Below are 23,552 nucleotides of genomic sequence, written 5' to 3'. Positions count from 1 at the left end.
ATTATAAAATTACTGGAAGTCCTACATCCTGAGGTTTGACAAACGTACCATCAAAACCTATAGTTTGTTCTTCAATAGTCCTAGCATTAGCTAAAGCTTTACGTAAAGCAGTAACTTCCATTTTTTCAGTCATTCCCCCCAAAATATAAATTAATAACTTCACTGCTAAATCTTTTCCAGCTACTTGTACCCGTTTTTTATTGGGATCATATAAAACCCCATACCATAAAGATTGAGGATATTCCATACTACTAAAACCCCCTTGACGGTCAAATTTCTCCAACTTCTTAAAAATATCCGTCAAAGCAAAACCTTTTTTAAATACTAAAGTTCCCAAAGCTTGCGCTAAAGCAACTTGAGAAACTGGACGAAATAACATATTTCCCTCACCTCCGTCTTTTTCAAAATGGAAGCGACGCAAAATAGTTGTATCTTCGTGTTCCAATATTTTATAACTGGGAAGATTAGCTAAATTATCAAAAAGTAGTTTAAAGTCTGCAATTCCTTCCTGAATTTCTTCATTTTCTGGACGCATGGGAATTAACCCTTTTTCTAAAGGTTTCCAGTGGGGGAATTTTTGCCCCAAATACCTTTCGGACATATCTTGTAAAGCTTGTAGCGTCGTCAAAACTGTAGAATTAGCCGCTACTGTGGCACTATTCCAATTAACACGGGGATTTCGATTTGGTTTTTGTGCTAAAAGTGGATGTGTAACGGCAATTTTTCGCGCTACAATAGCAAAGCCATCATCTTCATTTAATTGTGCTAACTGACCTTTAGTTAAAGGTGCAGCCATTAAATTAACATGAACAAAAATTGACCTTACCCGTCGTTTTGCTTCTGTATGAGTTTCCCCAGTATTAACTGCACAAATAAACTCAATGCCAATCTTTTCTTGACGTAAATTTTGTAAATAAGCAGGTTCTACTTGATATTTATCAATTAAATCAGACAAAGTAATAAAACTTTCATCAGCAGTTTTATCTTTTTTATACCGTTGGAGTTTACCAGATTTAATTAACTCCATTAAACCTTGTACACCCATTAATCTATGCTGACCATCTAAAGCATAAATTGTCACATTCTCTTCAGAAATATTCAGTAACCCAACTTTTCCATCTTTATCTAAAGGTATAAAATCAGTAGTCGCTTTTTTAGCCCTTCCTTCACTGTCCCACTCTGCTGCTTTGGGGTTATCTACCCAAGGTTGATTAATCACTACCAACACAGCCGGAAACTTATGGTTTTTTCTCGCTGCTAAATACTGTACTAACGGTGCTTGACGCGACCAATCAATAGGACGTTGTTGAATTTCATCAATACTATCAGCGTCAATTTCAATATTCTGTGTCTCTCGGTTGTACTTTTTTTGCAGCAAGGGTAAACCAGACGCAAAATGTACCCGTCCCGCGAACCATTCTAAGGTCACAGAACCTACATAAGCTTCTGTACCACCCATTTCGGTCTTTTGAACAAGAATTTGGTCTTTTTTCTCTAAAAACCTCTCTAGCAGTAAAGCTAATACCTGTTTATCCTTATTTTCTCGTTCTAGATACTCGTTAGCGAGTTGATTATTTAGTGCTTCTGTGCTATCGCTCATTTTAATTTTTAAAAACTTGATGACTGACTCTTGCTTTATCGTCCAAAAAAATGGATACTAGGGATGCTATTTTTAAAAATACTTTGCACCCATAGCTAAGTTTATTTATATACCAGATGATTTTCCCCGAAGGGAAGTATTGAGTTTAAGTCCATATATACGTAGGTAGGAAAAAATGACTACGGCACAACAGCCAGAGAATAAAAATCAGCCGAATCGTACTGTAGCAGAATTAGTGGAATATATCCAAGTTCTCTCTACAGAAATTCAAGAATTGTATTGTTTAGACCAAATACCTTGGGTAGTAGGCTATTCAGGAGGAAAAGATAGCACTGCTACTTTACAGCTTATTTGGAATGCAATTTCTGAACTCCCACCGGAAAAAAGAACTAAGCCAATTCATGTAATTACAACAGATACAGGAGTAGAAAATCCCTATGTTTCTGCTTGGGTAAAAAGCTCATTAAAACAAATGGAAGTAGCTGCTGAAGAGCAAAAAATGCCAATACAACCTCACTTGTTGCAACCAGAAACTAAACAAACATATTGGGCAGGTTTAATTGGTAAGGGCTACCCAGCACCGCGCAATAAATTTCGGTGGTGTACTGGACGGCTAAAAATAGAACCTTCTAATCTTTTTATTCGTGATGTTGTGAGAGCTAATGGTGAAACAATAGTTATTTTAGGAACTCGCAAAACTGAAAGTATAACTCGCGCTTTAATTATGATAAAACGTGAAGTAGGTCGAGTCAGAGAACGTCTTTGTCCTCATCCTAACTTAATAAGTTCTCTGCTTTACACGCCTATTGAAGAATGGCGTACTGATGAAGTTTGGCTATATTTAATGCAATTTTCTAACCCTTGGGGATATAGCAATAAAGATTTATTTTCTATGTATCGAGGTGCAACAGCAGATAACGAATGTCCTTTAGTTGTTGATACTTCTACTCCTAGCTGTGGTAGTTCTCGTTTTGGTTGCTGGGTTTGCACATTGGTTAATAGTGATAAATCTATGCAAGCAATGATTCAAAATGATGAAGAAAAAGAATGGTTACAACCATTAGTTAATTTTCGTAGTGAATTAGATGTTGAACGTGACCGTGAAAAAAGAGATTTTCGTCGTTTACGCGGAGAAGTTCAATTATTTGAACGCAATGTAGATGGTGGAATATCTGTCGAACCTATACCCGGTCCATATACAAAATATTGGCGAGAATATTGGTTAAGAAAACTATTAACAGCGCAAACAGAAATGCGTCGAAATGCACCAGAAAGTATGCGCGATATTACCCTTATTTCCCAAGCAGAATTGAGTGAAATTCGCCGGATATGGTTAGAAGAAAAGCACGAATTTGATGATAGTGTACCTCTTATATATCAAGAAGTTACGGGAGAAGTATTTAAAGATCCCCGTCCTGGTGCTGACCATAGCACAATCGGTATTGATGAATGGGAAATATTAGAAGAAATATGTGATAGTGACGGAATGCACTTGGAATTAATGGCGAAATTATTAGATACAGAACGGCAATTTAAGAAAAAAACTCGCCGTGTGGGAATCTACGAAAGCCTAGAAAAATGCTTTAATACAAGTTCCCGTTCTCCAGAAGCAGCGATTAAAAACGCTCATTTAAAACGTGATTTACGACAAGCAGCTTTAGATGGTGATGTGGCAACAATTAGGGAAAAGGTGAAGCAATTAACTTTAGGAGATGCACCTGAGAAGGAAGAGAGTAAACCACAAACTTGGGCTAATTTTAAGTATGCAAAAAAGGATAATAATGTGGAATAATGGGCGAATAGAATTCGCAGCTACACAGGCAAAACCCACCTGCGTGGGTTAAGAGAATATCAAGTTTGACGGATTAGAAAATATATGAGGGCAAATTTCACGCAATTGTATTTACATTATGTTTGGGGAACATGGGATAGATTGCCGTTAATTATACCAGAAATTCAGCAATTAGTTTATGCAGCAATTATTAAAGAGTGTGAGGAATTAAAATGTACGGTAATTGCCATTGGGGGAATTGAGGATCATGTTCATCTTTTAACAGTATTTCCCACAACTGTTAGCATATCAGAAGTTATCAAACAAGCAAAAGGTAGTTCTTCTCATTTTATTAATCATGAAATTAAACCCAAAGATTTTTTTAAATGGCAAGGAAGTTATGGTGCATTTACAGTTAGTCATGATGCCATAGATACTGTAGCCAATTACATCAGAAACCAACAAACACACCATCAACAAAAATCACTTATTCCTACTTGGGAACTTAATCCTTAAATAAAAAGTCCCGGCGATTAGAAATCACGGCTACACAAACAAAGTCCACCTTCGTGGACTAAAGAAAAAACCAATATATTTATCACCTGTGTAGACGCAAATTATATTCGCCTCGTATCTCCATAAAAAACTAATAGATTTCACCCGAATTTCTCACCAATATTTTCAAAGCCTTATAAAATCTAGATTCTGGAGTTTCACACTGCATAAAAAATCATATCTGTGAAAATGCCTGAAATTTTTTCTGTATAAGGATTATAGGAAGTATAATCGTAGTATTTGTGAGAAATCCGGGTTAACCCACGAAGGTGGGTTTTGCCTGTGTAGCTGCGAATTCTGTTCGCCCGATATTGTTAAATAATCTGAATCACCATGATATTTCTTGAATTAGTCCTGCAAAATTTTGGTCCATACTCCGGGAGACAAGTTATCAACCTCAACCCGAAAATTGATGAGGATAATACACGCCCGATTATCCTTTTTGGGGGAATGAATGGTGGGGGAAAAACTACCCTTATGGATGCTATTCGTCTCGCTTTATATGGACAACGCGCCCAATGTTCAACTCGCGGTAATCTCAGTTATAGTGATTTTTTAACCCAATGTGTTAATAGTAAAGCCGACTCTATTGAAAAAACCAGAATTGAATTAGTTTTTGAACATATTGAAGAAGACAAACCTGTTAGATATCGTGTTGTTCGGACTTGGGAAAAAAATCCTAAAGATGGTAAAGACCATTTAGGAATTTTAGGTGATGATGAAACTTGGCCGATTGATTCACTGGTGAATATCTGGGATGAATATATAGAAAATATTTTACCTTTAGGTATTTCTAATTTGTTTTTATTTGACGGTGAACAAGTTAAGGAACTAGCAGAACAGGAAATACCACCACCAATTGTGGTTGATGCTATTAACGGACTTTTGGGTTTAGAGTTAGCAGATAAGTTAGCAATTGATTTGGAGATTTTAGTAAATCGCAAAAAACGAGAATTTGCAGATAATAAAGATTTGGCTAAATTAGAAGAAATTGAAACCCGACTCAATGAAAAACAGGAAGAATATGAAAATAATCAGATAAAACTAGAAAATCTGAATATTGAAGTTACAGAATTAGAAAAAATTCATGAAGAAGCTTTAGATAGATTTGTAAATGAAGGTGGTAAAATTGCCGCTGAACGTAGCCAATTAGAACAACAAAGGGAAGAGAAAATTAAAGTTGCTAATAACGTCCGTGAATCGTTATGTGAATTAGCTGCTGATGTATTACCTTTGGCGTTAATTAGTCCTTTATTATCTCAAGTCCAACACCAAGGAGAAAAAGAACTTAAAACTCAACAAATTCAATTAGCTAAGGATGTATTAATTGCTAGAGATGAACGATTACTTAATTGGCTGCAACAATTAAATTTGGAATCTAATAAAGTTACTAATATTCAATCTTTTCTAGCTGAAGATATCAATAATTTGTATACCAATAATTTATCAACAGAAAATACTTGGTTAAATGGAGATGAAGAAAGTTTAAGTTTACTTGACAATATAACTTATCGTTTACAAATTGCTCAAAGTACAGCCCAAAAGCAGTTAGATGAATTAAGTAATTATGAAGAAGAAATATTAACTTTAGAAAGACAAGTACAAACTGCGGCTGCACCGGAAGAATATACAAAATTGCAAAAGGCTGTAAAACAGACACAAACTGAATTTAATAAGATTCAATCCCAGGCTGAGATAATGAGTCGGGAATTAATAGAGTTAGAGGTAGAAATCAAGAGATTAAGACAAGAACTAAATGAATATACTGTAGAAAATCTAAAATATAAAGATAGTGAACATATTATTAATTCGGCTGCGAAAGTGCAAGCGACATTAAAGGAATTTCGAGAAAGATTAACTTTGAGAAAATTGAATAAATTAGAAGAAGAAGTAAAAAACTGTTTTCTATATTTATTACATAAATCTGATTTAGTACATCGCATTGCTATTGATAGTAAAACATTTGGATTATCTTTATATGATTTAAACGGTAAACCAGTTCCCAAACATCGACTTTCTGCTGGGGAAAAACAACTATTAGCGATCGCATTTTTGTGGGGACTAGCCAAAGTTTCAGGAAGACGCTTACCAGTAGCCATAGATACCCCACTAGGAAGACTCGACTCCTCCCACCGTAACAACCTAGTAGAAAGATACTTCCCCTCAGCCAGTCATCAAGTCATCCTCCTTTCCACTGACACCGAAATCGGCAAAAAAGAATATCAAGCACTCCAAGAAACTGAAGCCATAGCCCGCGAATACCTACTTCAATATAACTCCGGTCAACGAAAAACTACAATAAAACCTGGTTATTTTTGGTAAAATCTTATTTAGTATTTCACAGATTTAAATATGATAATTCCTTTACTACCAACCTTACATAATTTACCTGCTACCTTACCCTTAGAAGGTGCTATCAGAATCGAGTTACAAGAAGGAACACCTATCTTTCGCGCTTCTAGTAGTGTACAGAATCGCATTGAAATATTACTCTTACAACAACAAGATTCTCAACTCACACCAGAAGAAGAACAAGAATTAGATAGCTATGAAGAAATAGATGATTATCTCAGTTTTTTAAATCGTGTTGTTCGTAATCTAGCCCAAAATCAAAATAACCAAACTATATAAAAGTGTCAAGTCGGAAAATAACAGATTCAATTCAGCAACAAGTACGTCAACGCGCATTAGAACTATGCGAATATTGTCACGCTTCAGAAAGATGGCAATATGTATTATTTACAGTAGATCATGTAATTCCATTAAGTAAAAATGGCAAAAATACTATAGATAATTTAGCACTAGCTTGTTTTCATTGTAACCGCAGAAAATCAAATAAGATCACAGGTATAAATCCTGAATCTGGTAATCAAGTTGAATTATTTAACCCTAGAAAAAGCTTGTGGAATGATCATTTTATCTGGACAGCGGATGGATTAATAATTATTGGTTTGACACCTATAGGAAAGGCAACTATAGCAACACTAGATTTAAATAGAGAAAGAATTATCAATATTCGTGCTGCTGATAAAGCCATTAATCGTCATCCACCTCCAGAAGATCCCATGTCTTCATAAAGTTACGCCAAATTTTTATACTTGTTCCTTCTTTCTTCCCTCTGTGTCCTCTGCGGTTAGTTAATCAAAAAAATAATGGAATCACCAATAGAACGAATTAAACTTTCTCAAACAGCCAAAGAACAACTTCTCAAACTCAAACGCAGCACCAAAATCGACCAATGGAACATATTATGTCGGTGGGCATTTTGTCGTTCCCTTGCAGAAACAACCGCACCATCTCCCGTACCCATACCCCAAGATAGCAACGTCGAAATGACATGGCGCGTTTTCGGTGGAGAAATATCAGATATTTTGCTTTTAGCTCTAAAACAACGCTGCTACAATGACGGATTAGATACAGATAAAGAAACCCTAATTACGCAATTTCGCTTACATTTACATCGTGGAATTGGTTATTTAGCAGGGGATCAGAATATCAAGAAAATTGAAGATTTAATTGAAATCGCCACAAAGAAAGTAAGATCCTGATTCTGTACTGTAATGTCCAGCCAATATGAAAGAGATTCAAGCACTCCGACAGGCATTTCAAAGCCGCAAAATGGCTGGGTTGCTTCTGTTAGGCTTCTCATCCGGCTTACCTCTATTTTTGATTACCCGAACCCTCCAGCTATGGATGAAAGATGCCGAAGTTGATATAGCTAAAATTACTCTATTTGGATTGGTTAGCTTACCATACTCCCTAAAATTCATTTGGTCTCCCCTGGTTGACCGCTTTTCCCCTCCATTTTTAGGTGGAAGAAGGGGTTGGTTGTTTTTAACCCAAATTGGTTTAGTCATTGCTATTGCATCAATGGCACTGCAAACACCCAGCCAAAATACACAAGTTTTAATGATTTTGGCAATTATATCTTTTGTAATTGCATTTTTAAGCGCCACTCAAGACATTGTTGGTGATGCCTACCGCACTGAAATTCTTAATCCATTGGAATTAGAAACTGGCGCATCACTGTGGGTTTTAGGGTATCGTGTCGCCCTCTTTGTCGCTTTTTCCCTAGCTGCTTGGTTCGCGGCGTTTTTACCTTGGAATATCGTTTATTTGCTGATGGCAGGATTTATGCTGGTGGGTGTATTTACTACCCTATGGGTTCCGGGAGAACTAACACCAGAAAATATATCCACAAATCATGCAGCTTTAAACTTAAAAGATGTCATATTTCTTTTCATCATCCTCACGGTCATTATTGGCTTAGTCGGTGGTGTAATTTCCGAATATATTCCCTTAAAAGTCTTCTATTGGATTTTAGGTAGTTTGCTTGTCGCTTGGATTGGTGCATCACTCGTCATGCCCCACCCACAACTAGATGATCAACAACGAACCCTAACCCCACAAACACTACAAGAAGCAGTCTTCCTGCCACTACAAATCTTTTTTAAGCAATTTGGATTAACAAGATCAATTCTAACTCTAGTTTTTATTATTCTTTACAAGCTAGGTGACTCCCTAGTGGGAATAACTGCCAACTTATTTGCTAAAGAAATTAAGTTTGACAACACAGAACTAGCAACGGTCTACATTATTGGATTAGTAGCTACTACCGTTGGAGTCATCTTAGGTGGGATAATAATGTCTAGAATCGGCATCAATCGCGCCCTCTGGATATTTGGTGTACTGCAATTACTCAGCAACTTGGGTTATTATGCACTAGCTATTACTGGCAAAGATTATTCAATGTTAGCGATCGCCATTATGATTGAAAACACTAGTGCCGGATTAGTAACAGTGGCGACAGTAGCTTACTTGATGAGTCTCTGTAGCCATAACTTCACCACTACTCAATTTGCTTTATTTTCTAGCCTCATGGCTCTGAGTCGAGACGTTCTTTCAGCACCCGCAGGAGATTGGGCAAAAGCCACAGGCTGGCCTTCATTTTTCTTGCTTTCTATGGTAGCAGCCATACCAGGCTTACTACTTTTACCCATTGTTGCCCCCTGGAATCCAAAACCAGAGGCAGTCACCAGACCAGGAATTGAGCCAGAAGAAGAGGATATATGGGGAACCAAGTAGTTATTCTTGTCGGTACATTCGTCCTCATCGTCACAGGTTTATTACTGGGGTACGTGCTTTCCCAGTTAGTTTTAGGATTTCTGGGGTTTAACCTCCTCACTCTCCTAGGCACAATCAGTTTGATTTTAATCTTTGGCACACTCTATTACGTTTTATTTTGGCAGTTACGGCGAGAACCTTCACAGCCCTTCAAAAACGGCATACCCAAACAGGTAGACGAAGAAGTAACTGGTAACTACTTAAAAAACCGACTCATAGCTAGGTTATCTGGCGATGTTGCCGCTGCTGAGAGATTAATTGAGCAGGCCAAGCAAAATTATCCTGGTATGCCAGAAAATTGGTACTGTGAGAGGGTACTAGATGATTTGGATCGTGAACAGCGGTAAGTAACGAGTATTGAGTGTTTTGCTCAACTAATTTTTTAGAAAATCCCTAACTAATGACAACCCATACTATGATGGCTATTTTTCGTCAATACATCGCCCCTTTAATCGCTGTGCTGATATTTACCTTGGCCTTAGTCGCCGTCAGCGCTCGCATTTTTCTACCTTCCGATATGGCAGCACCCGCACCAATTGGGATGGTAATTGGTAATTGGTAATTGGGTTATTAACATCTCCCTCTCCTTCATCCTCCTCGCCTCCCCATCTCCTGAATTTTGAATTTATTACTACCCGGCTACCACATTCGTCGAGGCTCAACTGTAGATAGAGCAATTCTGGTAAAGTTCATGCAACGCACTTACCAAGAAATGTTCTCAGATCAAGATTTCTCACATTTAGCTCTGACAGTTGAGCAATATTTCTCTACCGAAACCCCTTTATGGTGGGTATATGAAGACGTAGGGGCGCAGGAGAGGCAAGAGGGCAAAGTGCAGGATGCAGGGGGAGTAGAAGAGAAATATCAATCACCCATTACCAATCACCAATTACCAATCACCAATCACCAATTACCCATCGCTTGTCTATGGGTAGGCAATGCTATAGATCAAATAAAGGGCGATCGCCATACTCACATTTTCCTCCTCTACGTTGTTCCAGAACATCGCCGTCGAGGAATTGGTAAAGCCTTGATGAATCATGTAGAAAATTGGGCAAAACAAAGAGGCGATCGCCAAATCGCTCTGCAAGTCTTTCAGTCCAACACACCCGCATTACAGCTTTATCATCACCAAGGTTATCAAACACAATCCCTATGGATGGTAAAACCACTCCATTAGCCTGTATAATTATTTAACTAAATATCTATCAGGGTTTTTCTTGTTGGTATAGGGGGTAATGAATTGATCCCTCGCGGCGATTAAACCGGAATAATTATGTACGATGAAGATGACCTAAGCCTACTTGATGCCGAAGTGGAGCTAGAAAGCCCCCTAGACTGCATAGAACCACTTACTGCTGAATCAGAAGTGGCAAAACCTGATCCAGAATTAATGCTGGCACTCCTGACACATCCTCAGTCCCAACAAAGAATGTTAGCAGCGCGGGCTTTCTGTGATATCGAATATGAAAAAGCAATTCCCCATCTCATTAGCCTCTTAACCGATAACTGTCCCTTAGTCCGAGTTAGTGCAGCTTACGCCTTGGGAAGAAATCCCAGTCAAGATGCAGTCGAGCCATTAATTACTCAACTCAATCGAGATTGGAATGGTTATGTGCGAAAAGGTATAGTTTGGGCTTTAGGCAACTGTCGCGATCGCCGTTCCTTAGCACCCCTAGCAGACTCTTTAAGAACCGACATCTCCGCCGTCCGTCTGTGGGCAGCCAGCGCCCTAGCGCAGATGGCAGGAGTGGGTTATGAAGTAATTGTGGGCGCAATTCCCCCCTTAATTGAAGCCCTTGTCCAAGATCCCATAGCCGCAGTACGCAGTAACTGCGCTTGGACAATTGGGCAACTGTGCAAAGAATTGCCTTCTAACGTAGTTTATGCCACAGCAATTGATGCCTTAATTCAAGCTTTTGCTGAAGACCAAGATTTGGGAGTCCGAGAAGATGCCAAAGCCGCACTTTTGGGAGTCGGTGATCCTCGTGGTTTGCAGTTGATTGAAACCCTAGAACAAGAAGGTTGGTTTTAATTTAAGAATTCAGGAATCAGGAGTTAGAATGCTTATGAAATGAAGAATATAGAAAAGTGAGATTTTATCAAAATTCTCAAAACTGACTCGAAAAGCCTTTATTTTCATAACTTCTGTATTCTCTATCCTGAATACTTACCAATCACCAATCACCAATTACCAACTTCCCAATCAATCTCCGGCTTATCCCAACTCCTTAAAGCAGCATTAATAGCTGAAAAGGGTTTGCTGCCAAAAAAGCCGTTTCGTGCAGAAAATGGTGAAGGATGAGCCGATTGTATAACTTTATGCCGATTGGTATCTATTAACTTTAACTTTTTTTGTGCATACCCACCCCACAAAACAAAAATCACCGATTCAGGTTTCTCGTTAACTTTATTAATTACCGCATCTGTAAAAGTTTCCCAACCTTTATTTTTGTGAGAATTTGGTGTATGCGCCCTCACAGTGAGTACCGCATTGAGCATCAATATACCCTGTTTAGCCCACTGGACAAGATAACCATGATTGGGAATATCAAGTCCCACATCTGCTTTGAGTTCTTTAAATATATTCATCAATGATGGAGGTGGTTTGATCCCCGGTTTGACGGAAAAGCATAACCCATGTGCTTGGTTTTCATTATGGTAAGGATCTTGCCCCAGTAACAAAACATTAACTTCCTCATATGGTGTCAATTCAAAAGCCGAAAAAACATCTTTTTCTGGCGGATAAATATTATGGGACAAGCTATCCTCTACCAAGAATGCTTGGAGTTTATCAAAGTAGGGTTTTGTCAATTCATCATCAAGAACAGCTTGCCAATCAATAGGCAGTTGGAGATTTTTCATTGAACTGAAGTTAACTCAAATGGTCGTTCTATATCATCTTCGCCCAAATACTCACCATTTTGAATTTCTAAAATCACTAGAGTAATAGATCCTGGATTTTCTACCTTATGTAGAGTTGCTGCGGGTACATAAGTTGACTGATTACAATTGAGCAATATTTCTTCATCACCACAAGTTACTTTTGCCACACCAGACACTACAACCCAATGTTCATGTCGATGATAATGAATTTGTGCTTTAATGCCGTGTCTAGGCTTAATTTCTACACGACTAATTCTATAATTTTCACCCTCTTCTAAAACTTCCACATTACCCCAGTAACGTTCACCGGAATGAGGAGAAGAGTTATCTACATTGGGCTGAAGCTCATTCTCATGCTGATTCATAACTGAATTTTCCTACCTTAAATCAATAATTAACAACAAGAGGTAAAATCACTCATTTCTGAATTTGATACCCCATTATATTATACATAGGGGTTTGCTGAAAAATTATTTTAGTGACTTTATTCATGAAGATTTTAGGTTTATTCAGCAAGCCCCACATAAACATTGCTTAGATAAACAAGGATTTATTAGATAATACAAACTTCTCAAATTCTAGTTTTGATAATGCAGAACTAAATAGAAATCCTTGAATAGCATCACAATTTTGTTGTCGCAAAAATGATAATTCTGATTCTGTTTCTACGCCTTCAGCAACTATTTTAAGATTTAAGCTATGACCCATTTGAATCAAGGCTTTTGTAATTGCAGCTTTTTGATAATCTTGGGTAATATTTTGAATAAAACAACGATCAATCTTAAGTGTGTTAATGGGAAAATATTTTAGATAGCTTAATGAAGAATAGCCAGTACCAAAATCATCTACTGCAATTTTGATACCCAACGAACGTAATTGATTCATGGTAGTGATTGCACTATTAACATCTTGCATAATCATGCTTTCTGTTAGTTCAATTTCCAGCCCTGGCATTTCCAAATTATTTGACTTAATCAAGTCTATTATTTGGCTAATTAAATCTGGTTGATTAAATTCAATTGCTGACAAATTGACAGAGATAGTCAAAGAATTAATCCCGGCACTACGCCAGATTTTAATTTGTTGACAAACTTTTTGTAATACCCACTTACCAATAGTCACAATTAAACCATTAGATTCTGCTATAGGAATAAACTCAGTTGGTGATATTGATCCCAATTCATGACTTTGCCAACGTAATAAACTTTCTGCTCCAATTATTTTACCACTATAGATATCTATAATTGGTTGATAACAAATCTCGAATTCTTCAAAATGATTATCTATAATAGCCTGGTGTAATTTTTTGTCTAATAACTGCATTCTAGGAGTTAGTTTATTAATTGCAGTTTGATATGATAAATATTTTCTTAAATTTGCATATTTTTCTAATTTATTGAGTATAGCACTCAATAATTCAGAACGAGTGAATGGTTTAGTTAGATAATCATCTGCTCCCATATCCATACCTTGACGAAAATCAGATTTAGCAGATTTAGCAGTCAAAAAAATAAAGGGAATTGTTGCAGTTATTGGCTCTTTTTTTAATGCTGTTAATACCTCATAACCATTAAGTTCTGGCATCATCATGTCGCACAAAATTAAATCTGGTATTTCCGATATAGCCAAATTTAAACCAATTCTGCCATTAGCAGCAGCAATTGTTTCAAAATCTTCTGCTATTAGTAAATCTAAAATATTTTCTCGAACTGATTCTTCATCTTCAATTATTAAAATCTTATGCATATTTTACCTCATATTATATTTTTCATTGGTAGTTTAACAGTAAACTTTGTACCCCAGCCTACCTGACTGATGACATGAATTGAACCTTGGTGAATGTCCACACATTTTTTGACAATAGCTAATCCTAAACCAGTCCCTAAAATATTACCGACATTTTTAGCCCGATGAAAAGATTCAAATAATCGAGGTATATCTTCTTCAGGAATACCAATTCCCTGATCTTGAATTTCAAATACTGCCTGTCTATTTTTACAAGTAAGGGTAAACTTAACCAGAGTACCATCTGGGGAATATTTGAGGGCATTGGAGAGTAAATTACTCAGAATATGTCCAACTAATTTGTCATCCATATAGCAGGATATAGATTCATAATCACTGCTAAAAGATAACAAGTGTTGATTTTTCAGATTCAACTGTAATTCTTCCACCAAGTGACGGCAGTATTCGACTAAATCAAAGAATAATGGCCTATATTCCAATTTTCCTGCTTCTGCCTTGCCGATCATCAAAATATCATTTAACATTTCTGTGATCCGCTCAACTGCGCTTTGAATGCGACGCAGATGAGTGAGTTGTTTTTCTTGTGTCCATCTGTGACGATAATGTTCTAGCAACTCTGAGGAAGAAAGAATAGTGCTTAATGGGGTGCGGAATTCGTGAGAAGTCATAGAGATAAAGCGGGATTTGAGTTCGTTGAGTTCCTTTTCTTTCTCTAGTGCTACTCTCAGTTCTTGCTCTAATTGCTTACGATTGGTGATATCAGTTTGAATACCAATGTAGTGAGTTAAATAACCATCTGTGTCATAAACGGGGGAAATATTTAACTCTTGCCAAAATAGGCTGCCGTCTTGACGATAGTTACGTAGAATTACAGTGCAGTCTTGTCCTGTTTGCATAGCAGTGCTAAGTTCTTGTAATCCTGTTTGATGAATATCAACACCTTGAAGCAAACGAAAGTTTTGCCCCATGACTTCTGCTGCTGAGTAGCCAGTCATCCGTTCAAAAGCTGGATTAACATAGATAATTGAACTATCTGGGCTGGTGACATCAGCTATGACAATACCGTTACTGCTGGCAGCGATCGCGCGATCGCGCAGTCTTAAACCTTCCTCGATTAATTTTCGCTGAGTTATATCTGTATAAATACTAACGAATGAAACTATCTTACCAGTACTATCTTTAATGGCATCAATACGCAAATCAACTTGGACATTTTGATGACCACGAGTTTGCATAGTTACTTCACCACGCCAAGGTTCACCTCTCTGGACAGTCTTAAATATTTGGTTAAATATTTCTTTTTTGGTAAAATTAGCTGATAATCCACCGCAATTATTCAATTGAGAGAAAGTATAATCAAATACTTCTACAAAAGCAGGATTGACATAGATAGCCTTGCCAGTAATATCTGTAATACTAATAGCATCACTTGTGCTTTCTATTGCCTTATGCAACCTTAATAAAGACTTTTCTGTTAATTTGCGTTCTGTGATGTCGCGGGTGACTTTAGAGAAACCACGTTGCTTTCCTGTTTCATCATATAGTGGCGTTAAAATACAATTTGCCCAAAAGTGAGAGCCATCTTTGCGAAGAAAAACACTCTCACATTCACATCTACCATTAACCGCTGCTATTTCTAATTGTTGCTCTGGGATATTGCTTAAAATGTCTTCTGGTCGAAAAAAACAAGAGAAATCATGCCCAATTATTTCTGATGCCTGATACCCAGTAATACATTCTGCACCAGAATTCCAACTCATCACCTTGCCTTCAGGATCAAGCATATAAATGGCATAGTCTTTGACACCTTCTACTAATAAACGGAAATATTCTTCGTTTTGGCGCAGTTCTTCTTGATCGCGTTTACGGCCTGTAATATCTGTGGAAATACCACAAACCGCATAAGGAGTACCATTAACATCTTTTAAAGGAAATTTCACAGAAAAGTAGGTGTGTAAACCGTCTGAGTGGGGTGCAACTTCTTCTGTTTCTAGAGGAATACCACCAGCCATGACTTGAGAATTGCTGACCGCAAATGCTTCAGCAATATCATGAGGCCAAACATCATACACACTTTTACCTGCTATCTGCCCTTGAGTAATATTAAATAGCTTTTCATATTGGTGGTTCACTAGCAGATATTTATTTTCAGGATCGAGTAAATACATTACCGCTGGAAAATTATCCAAAATAGCTTGTAGTTGCTGTTGCATTTGCCATAACTTTACTGCTTCCTGCTTGCGAATAGTGATATCTCGATCAATACCGCGATAACCACCGAAGTTGCCCTCGTCATCAAAAATGGGAACTCCATTGGTTTCCATAACCACTAAATTTCCATTTTGATGGGAATGAGTGTTCTCCACACATTTAAATGATTGTCTAGCCGCAAAAAGTGGTAAGAAAATCTTCATAACACGCTCTGCTTCTGCTGGTGGCATCAATTCAAAGGGGCTTTTTCCCAATACTTCTTGGGGTTCGTAACCTAAAATATCGCGGATTTTGGGACTGACATAAGTATAAACACAGTTTTCATCAACTTCCCACACCCAATCACTCGTAGCTTCAACTAAGTTGCGGAAACGTTCTTCGCTTTCTCGCAGTGCTGCTTCAGTTTGTTTACGTTTAATACCAAGGGCAATTTCATCAGCAACAATTCCCATTGAACTAAAAGTAGTTTCTGTGAGGGCTTGACAGGAAAACATCGCAATTACACCTATTGTTTCCCCTTCCACAATTAAGGGATAACCTGCGAAAGCTACTATTCCCTCTTGCTTTGCCCACTCTTGGTTAGTAATATGAGGATCATTCTGAACAGAGTTGGTCAAGTGGGGTTTGCCTTCTTGGGCAATCAAACCAATTTTAAATTGACCAACTGCCAGAAGTCTGTGATTTCCATCAGTATGAGTGTATCTCCCTGAACTGACTTGTAATTCTAATACTTGCTCTTCTGTATTCAGAATCCAGATGCGAGCAAAGGCGGCATGAAGATGTTTAACTAAAGCATCAGTGCAACCACGCATCATATTTTCTAAAGTTTCTATCTGAGTTAGAACATCATCTACTTCCGAGCGAAAATCTGCTAATCGTACTCGTTCTACCAGTGCTGCTTCTACTCGTTGGTGATTCCTACGGAGCGCTTCGCTATCGCGCAACATAGCTTGTTTTTCACTAATATCCGTGACTGTACCAATGTAAGTAATCTCTTCTCCAGTTTCTGAGCATTCGGCAACTATCTGACCAACCACCCACCTGACTTCTCCATTAGGATGTTGAAACCGATATTCGGAACGAAATGACAGGTTTTGGTTTACACATTGAGACCATTCTGCTTGAATCCGCTCTTGGTCTTCTGGATGAATAGCACTGACCCAGGTAATACCAACTATCTCATCTGGGACTTTACCAGCAATTTCGCACCAACGGTCATTAGCATAGTGAAAATGTCCCACTGCATTGGTACAGAACAAACCCACAGGAGAAACTTTGGTGATAGTGTGATATCTTCGTTCACTTTCCCGGAGTGCAACTTCTGCGGTGACGCGGTCATGAATATCTGTATTTGTGCCAAACCAATTGATAATTTGCCCTTGTTGGTTACGCAATGGTAAGGCTCGTCCCAAATGCCAGCGATAGGTTCCTGATGATCGCTGGAGGAGACGGAATTCTATTTCATAACTTGCACCTGTGGCTAGAGATATATTCCAAGCCGCAAGACTGTTTGGCAAATCATCGGGATGTACCCATTCTTGCCATTTCCAATTTAAAATTTGCTCTGAGGTACAGGCAAAGTAATCTAGGGTGCGTTGGTTGATGTATTCCAGACTGCCGTCTGGATGAGCAATCCATACTTGCTGGGGGATTGATTCAGCTAAAAAGCGAAAGCGTTCTTCACTTTTTTCTAAAGCATCTAAAGCCTGTTTTCGCTCGGTGATATTTTCTAATGTGCCTAAAATACCTATTACATTTCCTTCAGTATTATACAGAGGGACTTTGTTTGTTTCTAGCCAAAGTTGGTCGCCATTGGCTTGCTGATGAGGTGTAATAGTTTGATATTGAGGTTGATTAGTTTTCATCACTTGGGCATCACACAAACGGTAGAAGTCTGCTTGTTCCTGATTGGCAACTAAATCATAGTCTGTCTTACCGATAATATCTTGAGGATTTTCCAAACCAACCATTTTGGCAAAGTTGCGATTACAGCCCAAGAAGACGGAATTTATGTCTTTCCAGAAAATGTTATGGGGGATAGTATCCATAATTAACTGCAACATTTGCTGAGATTGCAGGAGTTGATTTTCTACTTTCTGGTGATTTTTAGGTTGCGCTTGGCGATCGCACAATGCTGTTAAAGGCAGATCACTAATTTCTGCTCCTACTGCCTCTAAAGCTAGACAAATACTTTCCGGGGTGATGGTGTTGATCAGTTGCTCTTGCTCATCTACAACTGCAAACAACTGCAATGTAGACTGAGATAATAATGAAATTACTGTTACTAAAGTATTAAATGACTGCATATTCAGTTTTATGACTGAGGTCTGCATCACTTCAGAAATTGGGACATTTTTTAAGTCAGCACCGGAAGCGACAAGCTGCACTATATCTTGTGGTGTCAAGCATCCTACTACCTCTGAAGCTAATTTAATCAAAACACCTTGACATTGTAGAACCATTGGCGAGATACCTTCTGGTGCGATCGCACCGTTTTGGTGTAATCTGTCCGCAGAAATTATAGGCATTGCTGCGATCGCATCCAAGACATATGTTTCTGGCGTAACCGTCAGCGCCGAACAGTAAATTATCGACTCTAAGCTTTTGAGGACAAAATAGTGAGGTGATGCTTGCATATTTGATTTAAATAGCCACTACCAAAAAATAAGTATCTCAAACTGCTGATACATTGAACTCAAATCTAGTACCAGAAGGCAAGACAGCAAATTTATTAGCTTTTTAAGCTTTTTTTACTAGCTAGTTAATTTCACCATCTTGCCCTAAATATTGTGACGCGAAATCAATATTATTATAATAAGTGAAAATACGGTAAAATTCTTAGTCAAAAAATACTATACTCTTGATTCACTTGCCCAGATACATGATCTACAAGCAAGAAGATTGTAACTATCCAATTAATATCAACTGCATTTACTTTGAAAACCATAGTTTTTTGGCATCAGAGTAAAGCTCAAAAATTAACCCACTACTCAATAATATACTTCCCTTAAAAACTCCAAATTTTAATATGGATGGTGTTTAATTTAGGACTTTAAATTTTAGTCGTCATCCTATTAAAAACTTGCATATTCTATATAAGAATTCAGGATACAAAATGTTTGATATAGCAATTCCTATTCAAGTGAGGTACAAGCAGTAATAATTAAACGCATATGGACGCAGATATAGCTTGCTTCCCGCAGGGTACGCAGATAATTTTGTACTTCATTAGACTAGGCAATGCTTTATGGCAGGGAACAGAAGAGAAAAATATTCTTCTTCCTCCTTTCTCTCTCCTGACTCCTGACTCCTGACTCCTTTCTCCTGACGATTCTATTTATTTATTACCCTCCGCTCACCGTAACGCAATAGCCTTTCTATTGTTAACAATCTATTTTCCCAGACTTTCACTTGATAAGGATTTTCCTTTGCTGCCACAATCATCCAGATTCTAAATCTAGACTGGAAACGATTGAGCGATGCTCTGGCACTAATTAAATTACGAGGAGAAGGTGAAGCTGCAAGTTGATTTAAAATATTTTGTAATTCTTGCGACTGGTTCTTAAAAGTAGAAATTGTACTTGCCGACATTTGTAATTGACCCTTTTCTCGCACAAATTGCCATTCTTTTTCTAGAGCCATGTAGCGAAAAGCCGCAGTACGAAATGGCTGACGCTGAGGAATAGGCTCATTTTTGGAATTTTGTAACTTACCTTGGGTATTATTAAATATTTCGTCCAACTTATTATTGAAATTATCTGCGGCAAAGAGTGCATAACCACTTACAGGTAAATCTCTCAACATTTGCAGTTGATCAAAAGCCCCCACTGTTGGCAACGACAGCAACCGAATTCCCGGAACCAACAAAGTAGAACCTAACTTAGTAGAGTTAATCCAAGGTTGCGCCAGTCGTTGAAAACGAGGAGTATCCAAAGCATAAGTCATCGGCACAACTAAATCTATATCTCCTCGTCTAGCCCAAACTTCCCAACGCTGTTGAATCTTTTGCACCCTTTCATATTCTGGTAACGGAAATACAGCCACAGATAAAATTAAATTAGCTCGCTTTTGGCGTAACATCTGTGATACTTCAGCAACAAAGCTATCAACTTGTTCGGTGCGAAATGTTGTCCATTTGTGCCACAAATCTCTCTGCGTAGGAGCAATATTCACAGGATCTACACCAGTTAATTGTTGAAATTGCTCTCTTGCTGCTTTACCATAACCGTAAATTTTACCCACAAAAGGATCTTGAAAAGGATAACGAATGTAATCTAAATGTAGACCATCCACCTGATACTGAGTCAAAATTTCTTCGTACAGTTTTAATAAATATTGACGTACTTCAGGATTAGCTGGATCTAAAAAAGGCTTAGTTTGACCACTGGGGATCATTTGTCCACGTTGATCATAGTTTGCCCAATTAGGATTAGCAGCCAACACAGGGCCTGGATAATCAGGGCTGACATTGATAATTTCATTGTGAGGGCGATTACCAGCGGCAAAAGTCCAAACCCAAGCGTGTAGTTCCATTCCTCTGGCATGGGCTAATTTCACAGCCACTGCTAAGGGGTCCCAATCTTTAATTAATGGGTTTTGTTGTGGTGCAACCTGACTAGGATAAATTGTATAACCGGCGTTGACAGTTTCAAAAAATATGGTGTTAATCCCAGTTTGGGACAAACGATCAAAAATCTGCACTAATCCCGCTTCATTTCCAGCTTTAACAATTGTGCCTCTATCTAACCAAACTGCACGAATTTCTGGTTGAGCTATGCGTTGATTAATAGGAAACTGCTGCCATAAATTCGTCTTTGTCTTTAACCACTGCTGACGAGCCAAGGCATATTTTTTTTGGGCAATTAACACAGGAATATTTTTGGCAACTTCCCTAGCCTGGGCTAAGTTTTCCTCTAAACTGAGGTCTGTAGTTTCTAATCCAGTAGATACTAATTTTTCCCTTTCTAATTTTAAATTTTGGAGTTTACTGACATTATCATAACCATGAACTGAAGCTGCTAAATTGGCGCTTTCCACTCGACCAATCAGATTTTCTAATTCTTTTTGAAGTGCTACTGCATCCTTACTATCAATTGGCTGATTAGAATTAGGTAAAACATCCAACCGAACTGCTGTTTCTAGTTGGTCAATTGCCTCCTGAAAATTTTGAGAAACAGGTTTGGATTGAGGTTTAGGTTGCCGAGAATTTACCTGTGTAGTCCGGATTCTAGTCTTGGGTAAATTGGGCTTTTTCTGAGCAATAACTCGTCTAGGCTGATTTCTAGTCTTGGGCAAATTGGGCTTTTTCTGAGGAATAACCCGTCTAGGCTGGTTTCTAGTCTTGGGTGGATTAATGTTGCTGAGTGCAGGGCTTTGTGCAGTAGTTGACGCATTTTCTAAAGCAGGAGGACAATTAGCAGCCTCTCCCACAATTTTTGTATTTGGCCATTTTAAATAACGACTGAGTGCAGCTTTTAACCAAGCGGTATCTAAATCGGCTGTTGCAGCAGTATCTGTTCCTAAGCGCCAACCTAATAAAGTGGAACGCTCGGTTGTCAGCACTGCTGATTGCTGATCTTGGGAGTTCCAAACAGCAGCAACCTGAGTGCTAGGATGATCAGAAATCATGACAGCACCTACAACTTTACCAAAGAGTTCTTTTCGGTTTGCCCATTCTGGGGGCTGTGTTTTTGCTGGTTGCAACTCTTGAGCTTCATTGAGGCTAAATGCCCAATAACCCCCTAACAAAGTTCGCAATAACTGGCGCACTCCTGGGGTTGATAAACTACCTATAGGGCCACTGGCAATTAAGCGTCCTCCCCGACTCATCCATTCTTCTAGTGCGATCGCTTGTAATGGCGTTAAAACCTCGATATTCGGCAATAACAACACTTGTTGCTTACCTAAATCGGCTACATTTTTCACACTATCTAGAGGAATTACGCAATATTTTGCACCTACAGCCTGTAAGCGGTTAGTGATTCCTTTCCATTGATTGCTATTCTCTTGGCTTTTAATTACACCCAATACATTTATTTCTGTTGCCGCTTTTGTTGGCAATATTTCCAATAAATTAAAAACCAAAAAATTAATATTTACAATAAACAAACTCGCAATTTTAATTTTTATATGATTATGCACCAGATATTCCTCACACACTAATTCAGTTCTTAGGGTGTGTTACCGCTGTCTAACACACCCTACAAATTGGATATTTTTTAAATTGGAAGTTCCCAGTTTTCAGGAAATACAAGTATTTATTAAATCCTCAACTCCTGCTACTGGGAATATTTGGGTATTTAGTTGACGTGCTACATCTTCAATACTGGCATCATCTAAAAATATTAATTCACCATGCTTGAGCATAACACTGGGCAACAAAATACCCTCACCTAAATCTTGCCCTTTTAAGTTCAAAAGTAAATCATGTCCGGTTAATAATCCCGTAACACTGATATTTTGTCCCCAATAATCGCTACATAATGCACGCATATTTACCTCTAAACCTGCCACAGCATTTAATTGTTTGACGATAGGTTTAAATGCCTGTTCCACAGCGTTACCGACAACCCAGGTTAATTTTCTGTGAGGAGATACTTTTGATGGTAGTAATTCGTTAGCAGCTTGGGTAAATTGCTTGATAAACAACCGAATAGAACCAACACCATTATCAATTTGAGGATATTCCTCATATTCAGCTTCGCTAGGTAATTCTTCACCAGCAATCAAAAACCATTCATCAGCTAACCAAGCTACACTAGAACCAAATTTTTGCCGAAATTCAAGAGAGAGTAATTTAACTTGAGAAATTACTTCCTGCGCTTTTTCTCGTGTCACGGGTACGAGTTCATCTTCTTGGGGACGAAATCGTGTCAAACCAACGGGAACAACTGCTATTGATGCTACCGCAGGTATTTCTCCAGTATGAAAAGATGTTAAATCTCTCAATGTTTGTTCTAGATGTTCACCATCATTGATCCCCGGACAAACCACTACTTGAGCATGAATTTGTAATCGTCTTTCTTGAAACCATTTGAGTTGTTTTAAAATCTGCCCTGCACGATTATTTTTTAATAGTCTAGTTCTTATTTCCGGTTCTGTGGCATGAATGGAAACATATAAGGGAGATAAACGCATTTGTTCAATACGCTGCCATTCTTTCTCCGGTAAATTAGTGAGAGTTAGATAAGAACCATACAAAAAACTTAGCCGATAATCATCATCTTTGAAGTACAAGCTAGAACGCTTACCTGGTGGTTGTTGGTCAATAAAGCAAAAGGGACAACGGTTATTACACTGAATTAAACCATCAAATAAAGCAGTTTCAAATTCTAGTCCTAAGTCATCATCATAATCTTTTTCAATTTCAAGATGATGGGTTTTACCAGATGTATCTAAAACCTCTAGTTCTAAAACTTCATCAGCACATAAAAACTGATAATCAATTAAATCACGGGGTTGTGTCCCATTAATAGCAACAATCGCATCACCCGCTTCAAAGCCAATTTCGGCAGCAATTGATTCGGGAAGCACCTTGGTAATTTTGGCAGGATGGATGGTAGTCATGGAAAATGCTAATTGGTAATTGGTAATTGGTAATTGGTAATCGGTAATTGGTAATTGGTAATTGGTAATTGGTAATTGGTAATTGGTAATTGG

General features: G+C 38.0%; 18 protein-coding genes. 11 read left to right on the top strand and 7 right to left on the bottom strand.

The genetic code is table 11. From position 1 onward, the window contains the following. Position 1: 1 nt before the first annotated feature. Positions 2-1,600, bottom strand: coding sequence for a DGQHR domain-containing protein (locus VB713_RS10525; RefSeq protein ID WP_323311507.1), 1,599 nt, complete (start codon positions 1,598-1,600; stop codon positions 2-4). A gap of 175 nt (positions 1,601-1,775) precedes the next feature. Between VB713_RS10525 and dndC the strand changes: the two genes are divergently transcribed. The 11 genes from dndC (at position 1,776) to VB713_RS10470 (ending at position 11,085) form a co-directional block, all read left to right on the top strand. Further along, on the top strand, positions 1,776-3,392 hold the full coding sequence (gene dndC, locus VB713_RS10520; RefSeq protein WP_323311506.1) for a DNA phosphorothioation system sulfurtransferase DndC: 1,617 nt from the start codon (positions 1,776-1,778) through the stop codon (positions 3,390-3,392). Between the two features lie 84 nt (positions 3,393-3,476). Beyond that, a complete protein-coding gene (gene tnpA, locus VB713_RS10515; protein ID WP_323311505.1) occupies positions 3,477-3,887 on the top strand; it encodes an IS200/IS605 family transposase in 411 nt (136 codons plus the stop codon). 372 nt (positions 3,888-4,259) lie between these two features. Beyond that, the gene (dndD, locus tag VB713_RS10510; RefSeq protein WP_323311504.1) at positions 4,260-6,248 is read left to right on the top strand and encodes a DNA sulfur modification protein DndD; all 1,989 of its coding nucleotides are present in this window, start codon (positions 4,260-4,262) and stop codon (positions 6,246-6,248) included. Positions 6,249-6,278: 30 nt separating this feature from the next. After that, complete coding sequence (locus tag VB713_RS10505; protein ID WP_323311503.1) at positions 6,279-6,557, top strand: hypothetical protein; 279 nt, start codon at positions 6,279-6,281, stop codon at positions 6,555-6,557. Positions 6,558-6,559: 2 nt separating this feature from the next. Further along, entirely contained in the window at positions 6,560-7,003 is a 444-nt protein-coding gene (locus VB713_RS10500; RefSeq protein ID WP_323311502.1) for an HNH endonuclease signature motif containing protein, read from the top strand. Positions 7,004-7,078: 75 nt separating this feature from the next. After that, on the top strand, positions 7,079-7,474 hold the full coding sequence (gene dndE / locus VB713_RS10495; protein ID WP_323311501.1) for a DNA sulfur modification protein DndE: 396 nt from the start codon (positions 7,079-7,081) through the stop codon (positions 7,472-7,474). Between the two features lie 25 nt (positions 7,475-7,499). Next, complete coding sequence (locus VB713_RS10490; protein WP_323311500.1) at positions 7,500-9,011, top strand: AmpG family muropeptide MFS transporter; 1,512 nt, start codon at positions 7,500-7,502, stop codon at positions 9,009-9,011. Next, positions 8,996-9,397 (top strand): hypothetical protein, encoded by a 402-nt coding sequence (locus tag VB713_RS10485; protein WP_015216822.1) that lies wholly within the window; start codon positions 8,996-8,998, stop codon positions 9,395-9,397. The genes VB713_RS10490 and VB713_RS10485 overlap by 16 nt, the downstream gene beginning before the upstream one ends. 53 nt (positions 9,398-9,450) lie before the next feature. Further along, complete coding sequence (locus VB713_RS10480) at positions 9,451-9,612, top strand: hypothetical protein (RefSeq protein WP_323311523.1); 162 nt, start codon at positions 9,451-9,453, stop codon at positions 9,610-9,612. Between the two features lie 57 nt (positions 9,613-9,669). Next, on the top strand, positions 9,670-10,230 hold the full coding sequence (locus VB713_RS10475) for a GNAT family N-acetyltransferase (RefSeq protein ID WP_323311499.1): 561 nt from the start codon (positions 9,670-9,672) through the stop codon (positions 10,228-10,230). 96 nt (positions 10,231-10,326) lie between these two features. Beyond that, a complete protein-coding gene (locus VB713_RS10470) occupies positions 10,327-11,085 on the top strand; it encodes a HEAT repeat domain-containing protein (protein WP_323311498.1) in 759 nt (252 codons plus the stop codon). Positions 11,086-11,234: 149 nt separating this feature from the next. Here the strand turns inward: VB713_RS10470 and ung are convergent, their stop codons facing one another. From ung to VB713_RS10440, 6 genes are all read right to left on the bottom strand, one after another. Further along, the gene (ung, locus tag VB713_RS10465) at positions 11,235-11,915 is read right to left on the bottom strand and encodes a uracil-DNA glycosylase (protein WP_323311497.1); all 681 of its coding nucleotides are present in this window, start codon (positions 11,913-11,915) and stop codon (positions 11,235-11,237) included. Next, positions 11,912-12,301 (bottom strand): phosphomannose isomerase type II C-terminal cupin domain, encoded by a 390-nt coding sequence (locus VB713_RS10460; RefSeq protein ID WP_323311496.1) that lies wholly within the window; start codon positions 12,299-12,301, stop codon positions 11,912-11,914. The genes ung and VB713_RS10460 overlap by 4 nt, the downstream gene beginning before the upstream one ends. A 169-nt stretch (positions 12,302-12,470) precedes the next feature. Then, a complete protein-coding gene (locus tag VB713_RS10455; protein WP_323311495.1) occupies positions 12,471-13,682 on the bottom strand; it encodes an EAL domain-containing response regulator in 1,212 nt (403 codons plus the stop codon). Positions 13,683-13,690: 8 nt separating this feature from the next. Further along, entirely contained in the window at positions 13,691-18,529 is a 4,839-nt protein-coding gene (locus tag VB713_RS10450; RefSeq protein WP_323311494.1) for a PAS domain S-box protein, read from the bottom strand. A 697-nt stretch (positions 18,530-19,226) separates the two neighbouring features. Beyond that, the gene (locus VB713_RS10445) at positions 19,227-22,034 is read right to left on the bottom strand and encodes a family 10 glycosylhydrolase (protein WP_323311493.1); all 2,808 of its coding nucleotides are present in this window, start codon (positions 22,032-22,034) and stop codon (positions 19,227-19,229) included. Between the two features lie 99 nt (positions 22,035-22,133). After that, positions 22,134-23,459: a TIGR03279 family radical SAM protein gene (locus VB713_RS10440; protein WP_323311521.1), complete on the bottom strand. Its 1,326-nt coding sequence runs from the start codon at positions 23,457-23,459 to the stop codon at positions 22,134-22,136. Positions 23,460-23,552 lie beyond the last annotated feature (93 nt).

The organism is Anabaena cylindrica UHCC 0172, from assembly GCF_034931625.1.
Classification (GTDB): domain Bacteria; phylum Cyanobacteriota; class Cyanobacteriia; order Cyanobacteriales; family Nostocaceae; genus Anabaena; species Anabaena cylindrica_A.
Note: the sequence above shows the minus strand (reverse complement) of the source record. Positions and strands in the feature narration are given on the sequence as shown.